This is a genomic window from Moorena producens 3L (assembly GCF_000211815.1).
Classification (GTDB): Bacteria; Cyanobacteriota; Cyanobacteriia; order Cyanobacteriales; family Coleofasciculaceae; genus Moorena; species Moorena producens.
Map to the genome: position 1 here is coordinate 80,127 of NZ_GL890939.1, position 16,645 is coordinate 96,771.

Annotated in this window: 16 protein-coding genes; 8 read left to right on the plus strand and 8 right to left on the minus strand. The window is 43.8% G+C overall.

The features are described from left to right. Positions 1-16 precede the first annotated feature (16 nt). Positions 17-1,384 carry an RNA-guided endonuclease InsQ/TnpB family protein gene (locus LYNGBM3L_RS19525; protein ID WP_008186923.1) on the minus strand — a complete coding sequence of 456 codons (1,368 nt, stop codon included), beginning with the start codon at positions 1,382-1,384 and terminating at the stop codon, positions 17-19. A gap of 55 nt (positions 1,385-1,439) precedes the next feature. On the opposite strand from LYNGBM3L_RS19525, the gene LYNGBM3L_RS19530 reads away from it, so the two are divergent. Continuing rightward, positions 1,440-1,592, plus strand: coding sequence for a hypothetical protein (locus LYNGBM3L_RS19530; RefSeq protein WP_008186924.1), 153 nt, complete (start codon positions 1,440-1,442; stop codon positions 1,590-1,592). A 45-nt stretch (positions 1,593-1,637) separates the two neighbouring features. On the opposite strand, the gene LYNGBM3L_RS19535 is transcribed toward LYNGBM3L_RS19530, so the two are convergent. Then, entirely contained in the window at positions 1,638-2,567 is a 930-nt protein-coding gene (locus LYNGBM3L_RS19535) for a glycosyltransferase family 2 protein (protein WP_008186925.1), read from the minus strand. Positions 2,568-2,687: 120 nt separating this feature from the next. Between LYNGBM3L_RS19535 and LYNGBM3L_RS48820 the strand changes: the two genes are divergently transcribed. The 3 genes from LYNGBM3L_RS48820 to LYNGBM3L_RS19545 all read left to right on the plus strand — a co-directional run bounded on the left by LYNGBM3L_RS48820 (position 2,688) and on the right by LYNGBM3L_RS19545 (position 5,534). After that, entirely contained in the window at positions 2,688-2,822 is a 135-nt protein-coding gene (locus LYNGBM3L_RS48820; RefSeq protein ID WP_267872064.1) for a hypothetical protein, read from the plus strand. Between the two features lie 165 nt (positions 2,823-2,987). Continuing rightward, complete coding sequence (panB, locus tag LYNGBM3L_RS19540) at positions 2,988-3,770, plus strand: 3-methyl-2-oxobutanoate hydroxymethyltransferase (protein WP_008186926.1); 783 nt, start codon at positions 2,988-2,990, stop codon at positions 3,768-3,770. 30 nt (positions 3,771-3,800) lie between these two features. Beyond that, positions 3,801-5,534 (plus strand): glycoside hydrolase family 9 protein, encoded by a 1,734-nt coding sequence (locus LYNGBM3L_RS19545; protein ID WP_008186927.1) that lies wholly within the window; start codon positions 3,801-3,803, stop codon positions 5,532-5,534. A gap of 65 nt (positions 5,535-5,599) precedes the next feature. Here LYNGBM3L_RS19545 and fusA read toward each other — a convergent pair whose 3' ends face one another. Together fusA and LYNGBM3L_RS19555 are read right to left on the minus strand one after the other, a co-directional pair. After that, positions 5,600-7,687, minus strand: a complete 2,088-nt coding sequence (fusA, locus tag LYNGBM3L_RS19550) for an elongation factor G (protein ID WP_008186928.1) — start codon at positions 7,685-7,687, stop codon at positions 5,600-5,602. Positions 7,688-8,084: 397 nt separating this feature from the next. Beyond that, complete coding sequence (locus LYNGBM3L_RS19555) at positions 8,085-8,378, minus strand: hypothetical protein (RefSeq protein WP_008186930.1); 294 nt, start codon at positions 8,376-8,378, stop codon at positions 8,085-8,087. Between LYNGBM3L_RS19555 and LYNGBM3L_RS19560 the strand changes: the two genes are divergently transcribed. Beyond that, a complete protein-coding gene (locus LYNGBM3L_RS19560; RefSeq protein ID WP_008186933.1) occupies positions 8,361-8,549 on the plus strand; it encodes a hypothetical protein in 189 nt (62 codons plus the stop codon). The genes LYNGBM3L_RS19555 and LYNGBM3L_RS19560 overlap by 18 nt on opposite strands. A 334-nt stretch (positions 8,550-8,883) precedes the next feature. Here LYNGBM3L_RS19560 and LYNGBM3L_RS19565 read toward each other — a convergent pair whose 3' ends face one another. After that, a complete protein-coding gene (locus LYNGBM3L_RS19565; protein ID WP_044493959.1) occupies positions 8,884-9,948 on the minus strand; it encodes an ABC transporter permease in 1,065 nt (354 codons plus the stop codon). Here LYNGBM3L_RS19565 and LYNGBM3L_RS38605 point away from each other — a divergent pair. Next, a complete protein-coding gene (locus LYNGBM3L_RS38605; protein WP_008183240.1) occupies positions 9,920-10,132 on the plus strand; it encodes a hypothetical protein in 213 nt (70 codons plus the stop codon). The genes LYNGBM3L_RS19565 and LYNGBM3L_RS38605 overlap by 29 nt on opposite strands. Before the next feature lie 157 nt (positions 10,133-10,289). Here LYNGBM3L_RS38605 and LYNGBM3L_RS19570 read toward each other — a convergent pair whose 3' ends face one another. Next, a complete protein-coding gene (locus LYNGBM3L_RS19570) occupies positions 10,290-10,808 on the minus strand; it encodes an adenine phosphoribosyltransferase (RefSeq protein WP_008186938.1) in 519 nt (172 codons plus the stop codon). Between the two features lie 175 nt (positions 10,809-10,983). On the opposite strand from LYNGBM3L_RS19570, the gene LYNGBM3L_RS19575 reads away from it, so the two are divergent. Together LYNGBM3L_RS19575 and LYNGBM3L_RS19580 are read left to right on the plus strand one after the other, a co-directional pair. After that, on the plus strand, positions 10,984-11,589 hold the full coding sequence (locus LYNGBM3L_RS19575) for a DUF3038 domain-containing protein (RefSeq protein WP_008186940.1): 606 nt from the start codon (positions 10,984-10,986) through the stop codon (positions 11,587-11,589). Positions 11,590-11,769: 180 nt separating this feature from the next. Next, the gene (locus LYNGBM3L_RS19580; protein WP_044493961.1) at positions 11,770-13,188 is read left to right on the plus strand and encodes a DUF4335 domain-containing protein; all 1,419 of its coding nucleotides are present in this window, start codon (positions 11,770-11,772) and stop codon (positions 13,186-13,188) included. A gap of 433 nt (positions 13,189-13,621) precedes the next feature. Here the strand turns inward: LYNGBM3L_RS19580 and LYNGBM3L_RS34090 are convergent, their stop codons facing one another. Both LYNGBM3L_RS34090 and LYNGBM3L_RS19590 read right to left on the minus strand, forming a co-directional pair. Next, complete coding sequence (locus tag LYNGBM3L_RS34090) at positions 13,622-14,353, minus strand: class I SAM-dependent methyltransferase (RefSeq protein ID WP_143764224.1); 732 nt, start codon at positions 14,351-14,353, stop codon at positions 13,622-13,624. A gap of 543 nt (positions 14,354-14,896) precedes the next feature. Beyond that, entirely contained in the window at positions 14,897-15,889 is a 993-nt protein-coding gene (locus LYNGBM3L_RS19590; RefSeq protein WP_008186946.1) for a ribose-phosphate pyrophosphokinase, read from the minus strand. Positions 15,890-16,645: the final 756 nt, after the last annotated feature.

A 16,645-nucleotide genomic window follows, 5' to 3' on the forward strand; every position in this document is an offset into this window, starting at 1 on the left:
GTTGTTACGAGGCGGATTAAAACCGCGCCTGTTCACTTCTTGTGCGGTACGATCTATTCAGTGACTTGAAAATTTCATACCGGTGTGGGAGTGTCAAGCTCCCTCTACCCACCTTAGCTAGGTCTATATTTAGCTGTGTGGCTACTTTCCTGGCAATGTTGGCCGCACCATTGCAGTCGGCATTTACCAGGTATCCCTCAGAAGTTTTATACAAACCACGCCTTACCCGACATCCTGACGGTTTCCACCCGTTGGGTTTTTCACCATATTTTGGTAATGGATCGTCGTCAAGGAAAGACGCTTTGCTGGTGTACGATTCCTCGGTAATTGTTAGTTTAATGCCGTACTCAGGGCAAAGTTGTTTCAGCCGTTCGATTAGTCTCTTGGTCGGGATGACTACGAAATTCTGATTGCCACGTTTGCCCATATTAGAACGGCTTTTCTGTTCTTCGTTCCAGCCGATAATTAGGTTTCCAATGCGATCATTTAAGCACCGATTGATAATGAATCTAGCAGCTTTGTTGATCGCATCCCGTATCTGGTTGTTTCGTTTCCGCTGCACTCGATCTAGCTTGGAATCCCAGTAAAACTCTGGTTTCCCCTGTTTGTACTTGGCGACTAACCGGCAGTAGCCCTGATTCATTGACTTGAGTTTTCGACCGTCAATTATCAGGCTCTTGCCAAGGGTTGAAAGCCCAGTCAGCCAGTTCGTCCCGCCGTGATCAAAACTCCACGCTTGGGAATAGTCGAGGTTGGGGTTATCAGAGATTGGTTGCTTCTCGTCATCAATTACCCAGTCGATCCAAAGTTGCCCAAGGTACGGACGAACAGTTATCTGTTTTACCCAGTCCGGATCTATAAAGTCCGGCGGCTCCAGGGTAATCTCGGTGATCAACTCAGGTTTTGTTTCTTTGCTGATCGAAGGGTAGAACAACCCTGACTTATAACCAAGAGCTTGTCTAGGGAAAGTTACAGCTGCCAATCCGCCTTTCTTTCTGTATCTTGGCAGTTTTGGTCTATCGACTTTTCCCTTGTAATAATGGCCGACTAACTGATTGTAGCTATTGATTGATTCGGCTACAGTCTTGAGAGTTTGTTGTGCCGACTGAGCTGCCATCGCCTTATAGTGAGGATTCTCTTTTAGATTCTTGCAGAGTTCGGCATATTTGACACTGCATTTATAGGTTTTCCACCCATATCTAAGATCATCCTCTCGCCAGTAAGTCGTAAAAGCTTCTTCTTGCTGTTCTAACCAGGTGTAATGTTTTTGTTTGGAGTAATAGATAGCACAATTTACCAGACTATTCGCTTGTTGGCATTGAAATACCCAAAAAGCTTGCTCTTCCTCTGTCAAGTTTGCTTTTACTGGAATCGTCTTGTACATTTGATTGCCTCCTACTAGAATCGTAACATTCGTGCGCGCAAATAGTATTCCAAAAATGAAAGACGAACGATTGATGATCCGAATTAATAAATTAAAAAAAATGCAATTAAAGCAAGAAGCAGAACGGCGTGGGATGACTCCATCTGAGTTGGTCAGAAGTCTAATATCCAAATTTTATGAACCTAAGCAGAGGGACACGGCGGGTTAAAACCCGTCGCGTCCGTTTCATCTCCTCCTTAAAAGAGAGGGGATCTCACGTTCCCGGATGTTTTGGTAGCATTCCTTTAATTACTGCACTCAGATAACCGATTTGACCATAGGCATAAACGAAATTATCAAAGCGAAGAGCTGGATTGCGGAAGTGCTTGAAGGATTTGTAGATTCCTCGCATCATTCGTTCACCTCCCCGTAACAATTGGGCAGTACCAGCACGACCAACCAATTGTTCACGGTAACACTCGCTAATACCTTGCCACCAACCACGATTCAAAAACCAACGTTTATTGATTCGTTCTGGGGCAACATTGTGAGCCACTAGAGCATCAGGTAGATAAGCAACTTGCCAACCATCCTGGAGAGCTAATTCTGTCATATGTAACTCTTCATTAGATAATAAATTTTTCCCCACACGACCTAAATTGACATCAAAACCACCGATTTTCTCCAGGAAAGTCCGCCTGATCGAGTAATTTAAACCTCTGGGAGTCAAACCAGGATTTTGGATCTGAATTAGGGTTTCCCCTAGGTCATAAGCTCCCAAATTTCCTGCTAGGTCTGGTGACAACCAGGAGGGAGAGGTAATGCCATCTGGCCACAATAGGGTAACTTTACCACCAGCAATTGCCAGTTTTTCGTTACTTTGATAAGCTTCGTAAATTGTCTTAAGCCAACGGGGACTGGCAACGGCATCATCATCCAGATAAGCTAAAATACCAGCACAGGCACTGGCAGCCCCAGTGTTACGAGCCACCGATAAACCAAGTACGGGTTCATAAACATAGTTTAGTCGAGAGTTGTCCAAGCGTTGGTCAACAATGTTACGGGTGCGATCGCTTGACGCATTATCGACCACAATTACTTCATAATCGGCAAAATCCTGCTGTAGCACGCTATCAATGGCGGCACCCAAATATTGTTCGCGATTGTGGGTGCAGATGATGGCAGAAATTAGAGGCTCTGACATAGGGAACCTGATCGAGGAAGCTTCATTTTTAGTATTCCCTACTCAAGCAGTATTCTTCAACCTTCTTGATTACCGTAATTAACCCATATAGTATTAATAGGTCATAAATCAGTTGCACAGATGAGATGTAAGTATTCAGTGGTCAGCCGTCAGCCGTCAGCCGTCAGTGGTCAGCCGTCAGTGGTCAGCTTATTTTATTCAAAAACTGTTCGGTGTAGCTTGGCCACAGGCCTTTGGGTGAGAGCTGAGAGCTGAGAGCTGAGAGCTGATAGCTGAGAGCTGAGAGCTGATAGCTAACGATCACATTACACTGAAGTCAGTAGTTCACGCTTCTTTACAAAGATTTCCATAGTTCGGTTTACTTTTTTTATAAGCATCTTTGAGAATTATTAATCGGATTGACCGAAACTATTATTGGTTATGGCAGTTACTATCAAGCAGTTGAATCAATGGAAACAACAGGAGCGCCAGATTATGGTCCTGACCGCTGCAGATTATGCGATCGCTCAGCTGTTGGATGAAGCGGGAGTAGACATAATCATGGTCGGGGATTCTCTAGCAATGGTTACGCTGGGTTACTCCACAACGCTGCCAGTGACCCTTGAGGACATGATTCACCATGCCAAAGCGGTGTGTCGGGGTGTTAAACGGGCATTAGTGGTTTGTGATTTGCCGTTTTTGAGTTATCAGGAAAGTCCTCAGCAGGCAATCCACTCTGCCGGTCGAGTGTTGAAGGAAACTGGGGCAGTGGCAGTGAAGTTGGAGGGAGGATATCCTGCCATGGCTGAAACGGTGGGGAGGCTTAGCGCTGTGGGAATTCCGGTGATGGGTCATGTAGGTTTAACACCGCAGTCTATTCATCGGCTGGGTTTACGGCAACAAGGAAAAACACCGGAAACTGGGGAGCGGATTTTGCAGGATGCGATCGCATTGGAGCAAGCTGGTGCCTTTGCTATCGTTTTAGAGCATATTCCAAGCGATTTGGCAATGTCAATTACACAAAAATTAACTATTCCCACCATTGGCATTGGAGCCGGACCACACTGTGATGGCCAGGTGTTAGTGACAGCGGATTTACTAGGGCTTTCCGAGCACCAGCCACCCTTTGCTAAGTCTTATGTGAATTTGCGCCAGGTAATAACCCAAGCCGTGCAGGAGTTTACTACAGAGGTTCGTTCTGGAAAATTTCCAAAAGACCCATAATCAAGATATCATGGAAGTAAAAGCTTGACGATGAAAATAGATAGAAGATTTTTTATCGGCTGGATTAGTGCGATCGCTTATGGATTTTTTTCCAAGCTTAATGCTCAACCCTATAATCCAGCAGCTAGAGGAAAAATTGTTATCAATCAAATAGGTTATTACCCAACTGGGCCTAAGTTGGCGTTCTTAATCAATTCCCCCAATTCGGAAAACAAGCAGGTTGAACTTGTTGATTTAATCACTCACAAAACGGTTTTTGTGACCAACCTGGGAAACTCTGTAAAGGATAAAGCCAGTAATGATAAAATTACGGTTATTGATTTTACTAAATACGATAAATCAGGTAGCTATTACCTCAAATACGGCTATAGTCAGTCTTATCCGTTTGGCATTGGTAAGGAAATTTATAAGGATACCTTTACAAAGCTACTCCGGTCCTACTATTTGCAACGGTGCGGTGTTGCTGTAAATGATTCAGTATCTGGAGTCAAACATCCCCCCTGCCATCTCAAAGATGGGATTATTGCCCACAACGATGAGATTAATAAAGCTGGAGACTTCAAATCTGCCCAAGGTGGCTGGCATGATGCTGGGGATTTTGGTAAATATGTTGCGCCAATGACAGTCACCATCGGACGCTTGTTAAGCTTGTACGAGCAATATCCTAAATTATTTAGGGACAACCAATTAACTATACCAGAAAGCGGCAATGGTAGACCTGACCTACTCGATGAGGTCAAAGTAGGATTAGATTGGCTGCTGAAGATGCAGCGAGAGGATGGTGCTGTCTACCGCAAGCTGTCAGGAAAAAAATGGCCAGGGGAAATTCTACCCAATCAAGATACTCAGCCACGGTACACTTTTGGAATCTCGACACCTGAGACTGGCAAGTTTGCAGCAGTAATGGCAATGGCTGCTAGAGTTTATACTCCCTTTGACAAGCAACAGGCTCAAACCTACTTACAAGCGGCACAGAAAGCCTGGGGGTTTCTCCGAAAACAGCGATCTATGAAGGTGGATTGGCAAGAAGGAGATGACACCGGTTCAGGTAAGTATCTTTTTGGAGAGTGGGATCAGCAAGAATCCTTAAAAACAGATCAAGATGACCGCTTCTGGGCAGCCGTAGAACTGTTTATTACTACAGGGGATACTAGCTACGAGAAATACTTAGCTAAAACTATCACGGCCTTTGACTATGGTGAGTTTGGTTGGAAAGATCCGTCTCCTCTAGCAATGGTTAACTATTTGGTGCAGAAACAAAGGAAGGGGTCAGACAAACTGAAATTAGAAATCACAGCTAGGCTGATGCGAAGGGCGGATACTCTGATGGAAAAGATTAACGGTAGTGGCTACCGTTTAACTATTGATAAATTCCATTGGGCATCTAATCATAAGATAGCTGAGGAAGGAATTACTCTACTCTATGCCTACCGCATCACTGGCAATCGAGGCTACTACAAGGCAGCTGTTGAGCAGTTAGATTATTTACTGGGGCGCAATCATTTTAATCTTTGTTTTATTACCCGTGTTGGTAGCAACTCGGTGCGTCATGTTCATCACCGGATTTCCCGAGCTAAAAAAATTGTTATCCCTGGTCTGATGGTAGGGGGTCCTAATACTGATGCCCAGGATGACATTGCCCCTAAAGGCTTGGGAATGTTGAGTTATGTGGATGATGAGCGGTCTTGGGCTACTAATGAATATGCTATTGATTACAATGCTTCGGTAATTGCCTTGATGGGGATGGTGATGGCACAGACTTAATCATTGATCACACGATGTTCCTGGCCAGTCTAAAACCAGCCAGGAACTCTACTTAAATCAAAAGATTATTTAGCAGCTTCCTCACGTTCCTTCACTTCCTTAATTACCTCTTCTGCCACATTACTTGGGCAAGGGGCGTAGTGGGAGAACTCCATTGAGAACTGACCACGACCAGATGTCATAGTACGCAGGTCACCAATATAGCCAAACATCTCACTCAAAGGCGCATCTGCCTTAATGCGAGCACCAGTAAGAGTTTTCTCCTGAGACTTAATCATCCCACGGCGGCGATTGAGGTCACCAATTACATCCCCCATGTAATCTTCTGGTGTGAATACATCCACTTTCATAATTGGCTCTAACAATTGAGGTGAAGCCTTACCAAAGGATTGCCGATAAGCCGACTTGGCCGCAATTTCAAAGGCAATAGCCGATGAGTCTACGGGGTGGTAGGCACCATCAGTCAAGGTAACCTTGAAGTCCACACAAGGGAATCCAGCCAACAGACCCTTTTGAATGCTATTCTCAAAGCCCTTTTGCACAGCAGGCCAAAATTCCCTGGGGACATTACCACCAGTCACCTTGGACTCAAACTGGAAGCCAGTACCGGGTTCACCAGGCTCGATAACGTAATCGATTTTACCATATTGACCAGAACCACCGGACTGCTTCTTGTGGGTATAGCTGTCTTCGATGCGCTTGGTAATGGACTCACGATATGCAACCTGGGGCTTACCTACATCCACCTCAACGCCATGAGTCCGTTTCAGGATATCAACCTTAATGTCTAGGTGCAGCTCACCCATGCCCTTAATGATAGTTTCGCCACTTTCCTGGTCAGTTTCAACGTGGAAAGATGGGTCTTCCTGAATCATCTTGCTCAGGGCAATGCCCATTTTCTCAGAGGAACCTTTTTTCTTAGGTGCGATCGCAATGGAAATCACCGGGTCTGGGAAGACCATCGGCTCCAGAGTAGCAGGATTTTTCGGGTCACAGAGGGTATGCCCAGTCTGGACATTTTTCATCCCAACGATGGCCACAATATCACCGGCCTGGGCAGAGTTAATTTCTTCCCTAGAATCGGCATGCATCTCTACCAAACGACCAATACGCTCAGTTTTACCTGTGAAGGTATTAAGTACTGTGTCACCCTTAGATAAGGTTCCTGAGTAGATACGGGTAAAGGTCAGAGCGCCAAAGCGGTCATCCATGATCTTAAATGCCAAGGCACGCAAAGGTTTTTCTGGGTCAACATAGGCAAGTGTACCGGTTTCGTTACCTTCTAGATCGATTTCTGGTTGGGGTTTGACTTCAGTGGGATTCGGCAGGTAGTCAACTACAGCATCAAGTACCAACTGCACCCCCTTATTCTTGAAGGATGAACCGCAGTAGGTAGGGAAGAAAGCCAGCTCACGAGTTCCCTTGCGAATGCAACGCTTAAGGCTTTCGAGATCTGGTTCTTCCCCTTCTAGATACTGTTCCATCACCTCGTCATCCTGCTCCACAGCCATTTCAATTAACTGCTCGCGGTAGGTTTCCACATCATCAACCATGTTGGCGGGAACGTCTTGAATCTCATAGTTCATCGGATCCCCAGAGTCATCCCATACCCATGCCTTACGGGTTAGCAAATCCACTACACCCACAAAATCGTTCTCAGTTCCGATCGGCAGTACCATTACCAGAGGCTTAGCACCAAGTACATCTTCTACCTGCTTAACAACTCGGTAGAAATCAGCCCCCAGACGGTCAAGTTTGTTTACGTAGATAATCCGAGCAACTTTTGAGTCATTGGCATAGCGCCAGTTAGTTTCTGACTGGGGTTCTACACCACCTGAGCCACAGAAAACACCAACGCCACCATCGAGAACCTTGAGGGAACGATAAACCTCAATGGTAAAGTCTACGTGACCTGGGGTATCAATAATGTTGAGTTGGTGGTCTTTCCAGAAACAACTGGTGGCGGCAGACTGAATAGTAATACCGCGCTCTTGTTCCTGTTCCATAAAGTCCGTTGTAGCTGCACCTTCGTGAACCTCACCAATTTTGTGGATTTTCCCGGTAAGTTTTAGTATCCTCTCTGTTGTAGTTGTCTTGCCTGCGTCCACATGAGCAAAGATACCTATATTTCGATAAGCAGTGAGGTCTTTCATAGTTACTCCTTATATTTACTCCTTAATAAAATTTAAACAAAATCTATGCATATTAACAATATGCCCAGCAGCGGTGTGATGGTTGTCGTGATGGACAAGCAAGAGGAAATATCAATTCCGTGAATAACCAGTCCTCGCAATCATTGCCTGCTCAAAAAAATCAATCAGGGAACGACGGTTAGTAGGAGTATCAATTATCCCCAGTCAAGCCAGAGAGCTTGGGAAAATGCGGTAAGCTATCAGCTATCAGCTATCAGCTTTTGAATAAAACAAGTAAGCATTGGTTTAATCTCTGTTACGTCAGCTGACGGCTGACGGCTGACGGCTGAATGCTTACAAAATGCGATCGCTATTTTTTGGACTAGTTGAATAGTCTGGTTGTGTCACCTAATAGCCCTTATTTGTAAGAAAAAAACTCAATTTGAGGTACCAATGGGTCTTGAACAACACCCACACCAACAAACCCCCACCGTTCCAGCAAATTTTTCAACTGACTACCAGAAACCGACTCTACAGAAAATTGGTCAGCTAAATCAGCACCGTGGGTATTGAGATAACTCAGGGCATCAAAGTGTTCGCGAAACATCAACAGATATCCAGCTCCAGCCTCTGGGCTACCAGCTTTCGGTTGGGCAACCAGATAACGACCGTTCCTTCTAGAAAGAATTACATAATGAATTTGGGTAAACATCTTGAAAATATTCCTGAGGCGCGTCTTTACAGCAAGGCAGCTATGCTGAAGGCAGCTATGCTGAAGGCAGGATGGACAATCGTTTCAGGTTTTTTTCCTGATTTAATAAAAGGTTTTATTTTATTTAGGGGCGTTGCACATTTGTGGGATGATACCATTTTTTGCACATAACTGAAAGTGGCTTATAGTCTACAGTTCAAACTTCAGTAAATAGGTACATCATCCCGTTATTCTGCAACGCCTATTTAGGTTGTTAACAAAAATTGACGTCAAAAGTACATTTAGGACAGTAAGTATTCAGCAGTCAGCGGTCAGCGGTCAGGTTATTTTATTCAAAAACTGTCGCACCTCAAGTAGCGTGGCACAGACTTCGACGCTGTGAAGCATAGGCTTTTGGCTGATGGCTGATGGCTGATTGCTGATGGCTGATTGCTGATGGCTGATTGCTGATTGCTGATGTCTGATTGCTGATGGCTGATGGCTGATTGCTGATTGCTTACATTCTCTATTTCAAATCTTCTAGACGAATTCGAGGATCAACTACTTTTAGAAGCAAGTCTGCTAACAAATTCCCCAAAATCAGCATTGTAGCCCCCATCATCAAGCTTCCCATTACCAGATAGAGGTCTTGAGCAGTTACCGCCTGTAAAATCAAACGACCTAAACCTGGCCAGTTGAAGAAAATTTCAGCAATAAATGAGCCACTGAGTAGAGAAGCAAACTCAAAGCCAAGGATGGTAATTAGAGGATTAATAGCATTGCGCAAAGCATGGACATAGATAACTCGATTTTCTGGCAGTCCCTTAGCACGAGCTGTCTGAATATAGTCTTGCCGTAGCACATCCAGCAATTCACCCCTAGTAATTCGTTGTAGACCTGCAAAACTAGTAATGGATAGAGCTATTGTTGGCAAAATCATATGCCAGCCAATATCCAAAACCTTACCAATGGGGGATAAATCATCATGATTGATACTGGTCATACTACCGACAGGAACTAAGGGGGAAAGATTCTGGGCGAGTATGAGCAGCAACAGAGCAGTGATTAGGCTGGGGAAACCCTGACCTGTGTAGCTAATGACTTGTAGGAATCGGTCAGTGGTGCGATTCTGATTGATAGCAGCTAGGATTCCGAGAGGAATTGCGATCGTCCAAGTAATAAAGATTGAGGCTACGGCTAAGAGTAAGGTTGCTGGTATCCGTTCTAATAACAAAGACGACACCGGACGGAAGTAAGCGAAACTGGTACCAAAGTCAAACTTGGTTACAACTCGTACTAGCCAACGCCAATACTGAATAATTGCTGGCTGATCTAAACCAAATTGCTCCTTGAGTTCCTCGATTCGTTCCGGGGAAATTTTGGGATTTTGCCTGAGGGTATCCAGAAAATCTCCTGGTGCAAACTGAATAATGGCAAAACTTAGAGCAGATGCCAACAGCAAGGTCAAAAGACCTTGCAACAGTCGCTTTACCACGTACAGAAAGGTCTCACTGGTGACCAGAAGTTTTAGTCTATGCCAAGCCCCATCAAACCGATTGATAATGCTAGAATCTCTAGTAGAAGAAGTCAATCGCTTCGCTCCAATTCAAAATTATCAATTAAAAATTCAAAATTATCCCATACCTGAATTCAGGGGGTTGTTTCCGGTGGAAACAATTGCCAATTATAAAGCTAGTCATTTTGTAAGCATTCAGCCGTCAGCCGTCAGCCGTCAGCCGTCAGCCGTTGGCCTATGGCTGATAGCTGATAGCTGATAGCTGATAGCTGATAGCTGATAGCTGATAGCTGATAGCTGATAGCTGATAGCTGAATGCTTACGTCATTTTGAATTCAAAAATTGTCATTCCTTGAAAGTCCTTTATTAATTGGAAACTTTCTTTTGACCAATGACTAATAACTAATAACTAATAACTAATAGTCAACCAGGGTTATAACTGGTACATCAGGCAGTTGCTGACGTCCACCTAAATCCCGTAATTCGATGATAAAGCCAAGAGCTACCACTTGACCGCCTGCTTGTTCTACCAGGTTGACTGTAGCTGCTGCTGTTCCTCCAGTAGCAATTAAATCATCGATAATCACAACCTGGGAGTTAGGTGTGAAAGCATCTTGATGGACTTCCAACTTGTCTGTGCCGTATTCTAGGTCATACTCAGCCGAGTATACCGCTGCTGGTAGTTTACCCGGTTTGCGCACTGGGACAAACCCAGCCCCGAGTTGGTAAGCTATAGGTGGTCCAAATATAAAACCACGAGACTCCATACCCACGACATAATCAGCCCTTACTCCTGCTTCCTGAAATTTTTGAGCTAAGGTATCGATAGTGTAGCGTAGTCCTTCTGGATTGCTCAGGAGGGTAGTGATATCCCGAAATACAATCCCTGGTTTGGGAAAGTCAGGGATATCGCGAATCAGAGATTTTAAATCCATCAGTAGGTGAACTTAGTTATCAATGGGGTTTGACTCAAACTATAGCTTGCCATTCCCTTTCTGTAAAAGCGTACACTAGAAAGCTGAACCTTGTGTGATTCCTTGGAACAAATCTATTCAAAAGGTTTTCGCTGTAGGATAAGCGCTATTAGAGTGAATCTTTCGACGGACCGTAATGCTGACCAATAGTCCTGCTTCCCAGTCAAAGCCAATAATTTTAGATAGCCTACCTGATTTCAGGATTCCAGCTCAGGGCTGTCCACCACGAACTCGGCTGCATATTGACCTAATTTTACTAGCCATTGAAGCTCTCGAACTGGGAGGTTCTGAGGCGATGCTATTGGCGGCTAGAGAGCTGGAACTTCAGGACATTATTAAAAATCGTGTTGTCCTGTGGCGTATGCGCTCTACCAATCCCTGGCGGCGCTCTTACACACGACGTCCTCTAACTCCAGAGGAAGCTAAGGCTTTAGTGGTGATTGCTAGTCATATGGCACGGCGAATGACGGTTCTGATTAGGCAGTTGTTGACGGCTTATCAACAACTACTGGAAAAGCAGGTGCCTCTAGAACAACATTTTCGCTTATCTAAGTATTTGGAAAGGTTCCAGGCTCATTTTCGCAGCCGGATGAATCCCCGTCGCTCTAAAGTGGCTGCCTATAACTCTCAAGAAAAGTTGAATGAACTCGCAATTTCTCTATTGAGTCAGCTTCTGTTCTGTACAGGCACTTCTGGAAGGCAAAGATTATGGACTAGTCTGTTTGATGGGGAATTGCCTTGAATGTTGGCGTTTCTGACTATAGCCATGCCATCAAGTATCAAGTATAGTCAGCTGATTGACAAATTACCCATTATCAATTATCAATTATCCATTATCGATTACCCATTATCCATTACCAATTACCCATTCCCTCAATGCTAGTCTAAGAGGTTGAAGGGGATTTTTCAGCAGGAACAGCCGATGACAATTCGACGCCAGTACAGTCTTCCCAACTGTACCCTAATCCTGGAGGGTTGGAGTAATAGTACCACAGGGGATGGGTTACAGCCAGATGCCCGACCATTGCTGACAACTCTAAGTAATGCGGAATGCTATGTAGGGGCTATGGACAAACCCCTCAGCGGTGGGCGGGATTTTTTTGAGGACTTGGTAAATAGTGTAAGCCGCTATGCTCAGGAATTTTTGTCTAAAGTGCCTCACCCCCAACCCCATGCTGAGAAACCAGCTAAGGTGCATCTGCAGAAAGTCGAGGACAAGAATTTGCATCGACTGATACTGCTAGATACTGCTGAGTCAGGAGCAATGACTAACTCAGGCAAACCTCTCCATGTAGATTTGAACACAGTGCAGTTGTTTGACTTGGTGGAGGCGATTGACCAGTTTTTGGCTGATGGACGAACCCTACCAGATATTAGTGTTTCGTTGCAGCCTGTTTCTAAGCACTATCGCCAAGCTGAAAAACCAGTAACCGAGCGTACTGGACCTGCTGCACTGGGAATGGCAAGTTTGGCTCTAGCTGCGATCGCATTTTTCTTTGTACCGATTCCAGAAGTACGGGAACCCGAACCTTCCCGAACAGGGGAAAATACTAATGAAACCACCACCCCAACTGGGGAGAGTGACCCTCAGGCAACACCAACACCAACACCAAAGGGAACACCACTCTCCATCGACGAGCTAGAAAAAGTGCTCACAACTGCACCAGAAATTACTGATCCCACAGAGTTGCGCTATATACAAAGAAGCCTGCAAAAGCGAATTTTTCGAGCTTGGGGGAACCGGCAACAGTTTGCTGGGAATTTAAAATACCAGGTTAGTGTTGGCAGAGATGGTGCGATTTTAGGCTACAAACCCGTTAATGGCACACCCTTGGATGGGGCAGAGCAAACCCCCCTGCCTGAATTGCTCTACACCAAGACTACAGACAATATTGCTACCCAAGAACCTATTGCTCAGTTCCAGGTGTTATTTAAACCAGGGGAAAACGAAGGGATTCTCGAAATCAGTCCTTGGGATGGTTATATGGGTAAGATTACCCTAGGTCCAGAAATTACTGACATCGCTGTCATTAATGATTTGAAAGACAAAGTGTCTCAGCCAATTCGTGACAGTTGGAATAAAACCTCCAGCTATCCTCAAGATTTAACTTATCGAGTAGCTGTGACTGAAGAGGGTATCATTGCTGATTATGAAGCAATTGATAAAGAGTCTTGGGATTACTCCCAAGAAACTCCTTTAGAACGCCTAATGAAGCCAGCAGCAGCTGGAATTGGTAGCGAAGGGACTGGGTTAGTACCCCAGAAGCCCCTTGCTCATTTCCGAGTAGTCTTTAAAAATAATGGCGAGTTAGACGTTAGTCCCTACAGGAGCAACGAATAATTTACTGTGGCAAATTGAACAAAATCTCTCCCTAACCCCACCTATAATAGGTAGGGTTAGGGAGACCAAACAAAAAACACTACCTTTTCTTATTCTTTTGGCAATTCTAGATTAATGATATTGGTGTTAAGCTATATTAATAGAATATATAGCGTTTGGAGCTCGATTGTAAACACACGAATTACCAAAAAATGCCAAAGGAATCTCCCCTAAACCCTGGCTCGGAAGGGGGGCAGGTAAAAGCCAAGAGGGGAAATATCTTCTCAGTTTTATTGCCAAAAAAAAGACCATACAGGTTTACATCTCAAATACAAACGCACTTAGCTGATAGCTGATAGCTTTAGTTTTTATAGTTTTTCGGGTTTCGGTTTTAAGCTCATGCCGTCAGAATAGCGTATTTCAAGATTTTTTCAACCGGCCCTCACCTGAATTATTACCCTTTTTTCAATTCGTTTTTCCGAAAAATGCAGAATTTTTGCGTCCGCTCTTGCCCAACCAAGGAAAACCCTGCGGTTTCGAACAAGCTAAGATACTCTTTTTCATCGAAAAATATTAATCGCATTTGTTGTTGAGAAAGGATCTTGCCATTTGCTGAAAATGTATAAGTCTTCTGTAATGATTGTTCTCCAAAGTCGGTTTTTTGCGTATACACGATCCCATCTTTGATTGGCATTTCAGAATTGGTATGATCCCCTTGAATCGACATACATAAAATACCATCCTTATCTAAAATATCATACAGTTTTTTCAGGGATTTCATCTGCACATCTTTGTTAGGGCAATAACTATACAGCCGATATTGTTGTTCTTGCTCTCTGTAGGAGAAACAGAAAACTCCCCCAGTCGAAATAACAGCCTCAAAAGTCTCGCTGGTTTCATAATCTTCAATACTTGCACATACGAGCCTCACCGAATTATCCTTGAGTCTTTTTTCTGCTTGTGTAAGCATCGCAGGCGAGAAATCAATACCTGTAATATTATAATTCTCCAATAACAACATCTGCTCCGTTAATAAGCCGCTTCCCACCCCCATATCCAGAATTTTTCTTCTTTCACCCAAAATTTTCTGCAATGATGTGGCATAACCCTTATGGTCATAATAGCCAGATGTCATCAAGTTATCATAATACTTGGCGAGTTCTGTGTATGTATTGTCCACAGACACCAAATCAGAAGATTATTGTTTTCCCATAAAAATCATGCCTCTTTGAATTTATATATAATAATATCATTTAGGTGGGGATAAATAAACCTTAAAACTCATAATCAAAAAATAAACCTGAAAGCTTTTATTCAAGGGGTTTTCACGATTTGAATCTCAATTCATAACACCTGAAAACCGTTTATAATCACCCCCTTAGTGGGCAGGTATGTCAATGGGTTAAAAGGGAGGTGGGGTGCTGGGGAGAGTTTTTTTTAGGTTAAAAATACCTAAGGTGCGCTTGATCCATTAAGAATTAAATTCGCCACGGTTCCCATTTTTATTAATAAAAATTACCCCACGGTGCGCGTTCAGCACCGCTATCTCCCTATCTCCCGTTTCTCTCCACCTCCTATCCAAACGAATAATTTTTAGTGGCCAATTTAATCTTGGCTGATACCCAGTTGCGTTATTGGTTGACTGTTAACCATTGCTTGTATCTAGTCAACACTCAACACTCAATACAACTTTTTAAAATTAAAATCCCCCCGGGAGCAGGGGGGATTTTCAACGAAACATACTGCTGACAGAAGAGTCTTCATGAATACGCCAGATGGTTTCACCCAATAAGTTAGCCACTGAAAGCACTGTCAACTGTGGAAACTGTTTCGCTTCCGGAAGTGGAATAGTATTGGTAACAATTACTTCTTCAAACACCCCACTAGAGAGGCGCTCTACAGATGGTGGCGAAAACACGGCATGGGTTGCACAAGCGTAGACTTGACGAGCACCCTCTTGACGCAGTACTTTGGCCGCTTCACAAATCGTGCCAGCAGTGTCAATCATATCATCCACCAACACCGCAGTTTTACCCTTCACATCCCCAATCACATTCATGACTTGAGCGATATTGTGAGCTTGCCTGCGCTTGTCGATAATGGCAAGGGGGGCATCATATAGCTTTTTGGCAAACGCTCTGGCTCTAGCCACACCACCAACGTCCGGCGAAACTACTACCAGATCGGTTAGTTCCTTAGAAGCCAGGTATTGTCGTAATACTGGTAAACCGTAGACATGGTCGCAGGGGATATCGAAATAACCTTGAATTTGAGCGGAGTGCAAATCCATTGCCAAAATCCGATTAGCACCAGCTTCAGTAATCAGGTTAGCCACCAGTTTCGCTGTAATGGACTCACGCCCCGCCGTTTTACGGTCTGCTCGAGCATAACCATAGTAAGGAATCACAGCAGTAACTTGCCGTGCTGAGGCTCGACGGCAAGCATCGATCATAATGAGTAACTCCATCAGGTAATCATTCACCGGATAGCAAGTCGGTTGAATCAGGTAAACATCACACCCCCTGATGGATTCTTGAATTTGGACATAGAGCTCCCCATCAGCAAATCGTTTCCGTACCATCGGTCCCAAGTCGATGCCTAGATAGCGTGCCACTTCCTGAGAAAGGGAAACATTTGCCGAACCAGAAAATAGTCTTAAACGATTGTTATCGGCTATCTGGGGCAGAATAGGTTGAAGCTCTAAAGTAACTGAACTGCTCACAGCAAACCCTCGAAGCTTATTTCAACGCGATCTTAACATTCTAAGAATATCCTTTTTATAATAATTTTTATAATTATTTATTTAAATTTGATTAATATTTTATTAATTTTTATAGCATTTAACTCATACAGTACTTTCCGCAAGACACAATATATTGCAATCCGATCTGATTCGTGAAAGAAATGGGCTGCTTTAAGGCAGGAGGCAGGAGGCAGGAGGCAGGAGGCAGGAGGCAGGAGGCAGGAGGCAGGAGGCAGGAGGCAGATGGCAGAATGTAAGGGAAAAGGATCGAGTTTTTAAAAATTTCAGTGATTTTACAAATGATTTAGGATTGCTATATAGTGTAGTGTGATCAAACTAAGGTCATAAATCAAGAATTTTTTTTAAGTTTCTTAGTCAAATCCGAAAATAAACTATTGTCCCTAATTTGATGTTCAACTGTACATCTATTCAATTAAGGTAGTTATTTGAGATAATTCCACAGGAAAATAAGATAGCAATGAACATGTCGTGATGTTATAATAAACCAGAAAAACCTATATAAGCAGGTGCACAAAATTAATTGCACATTTACCGAAAATCAAAGCCATGCAATGTAAGGGTTACAGAGATCCAGAGTAGGTAATTAATTTTGTTTAGGTGCTTAGCAGTTGTGATATTGATTAACTACACAGGATTTTTTCCCTATTCCCTATTTCCTATTCCAAATTCCCTACAGGACTTACGCAATAACTATACTTGTAGGGTATAGCTTCT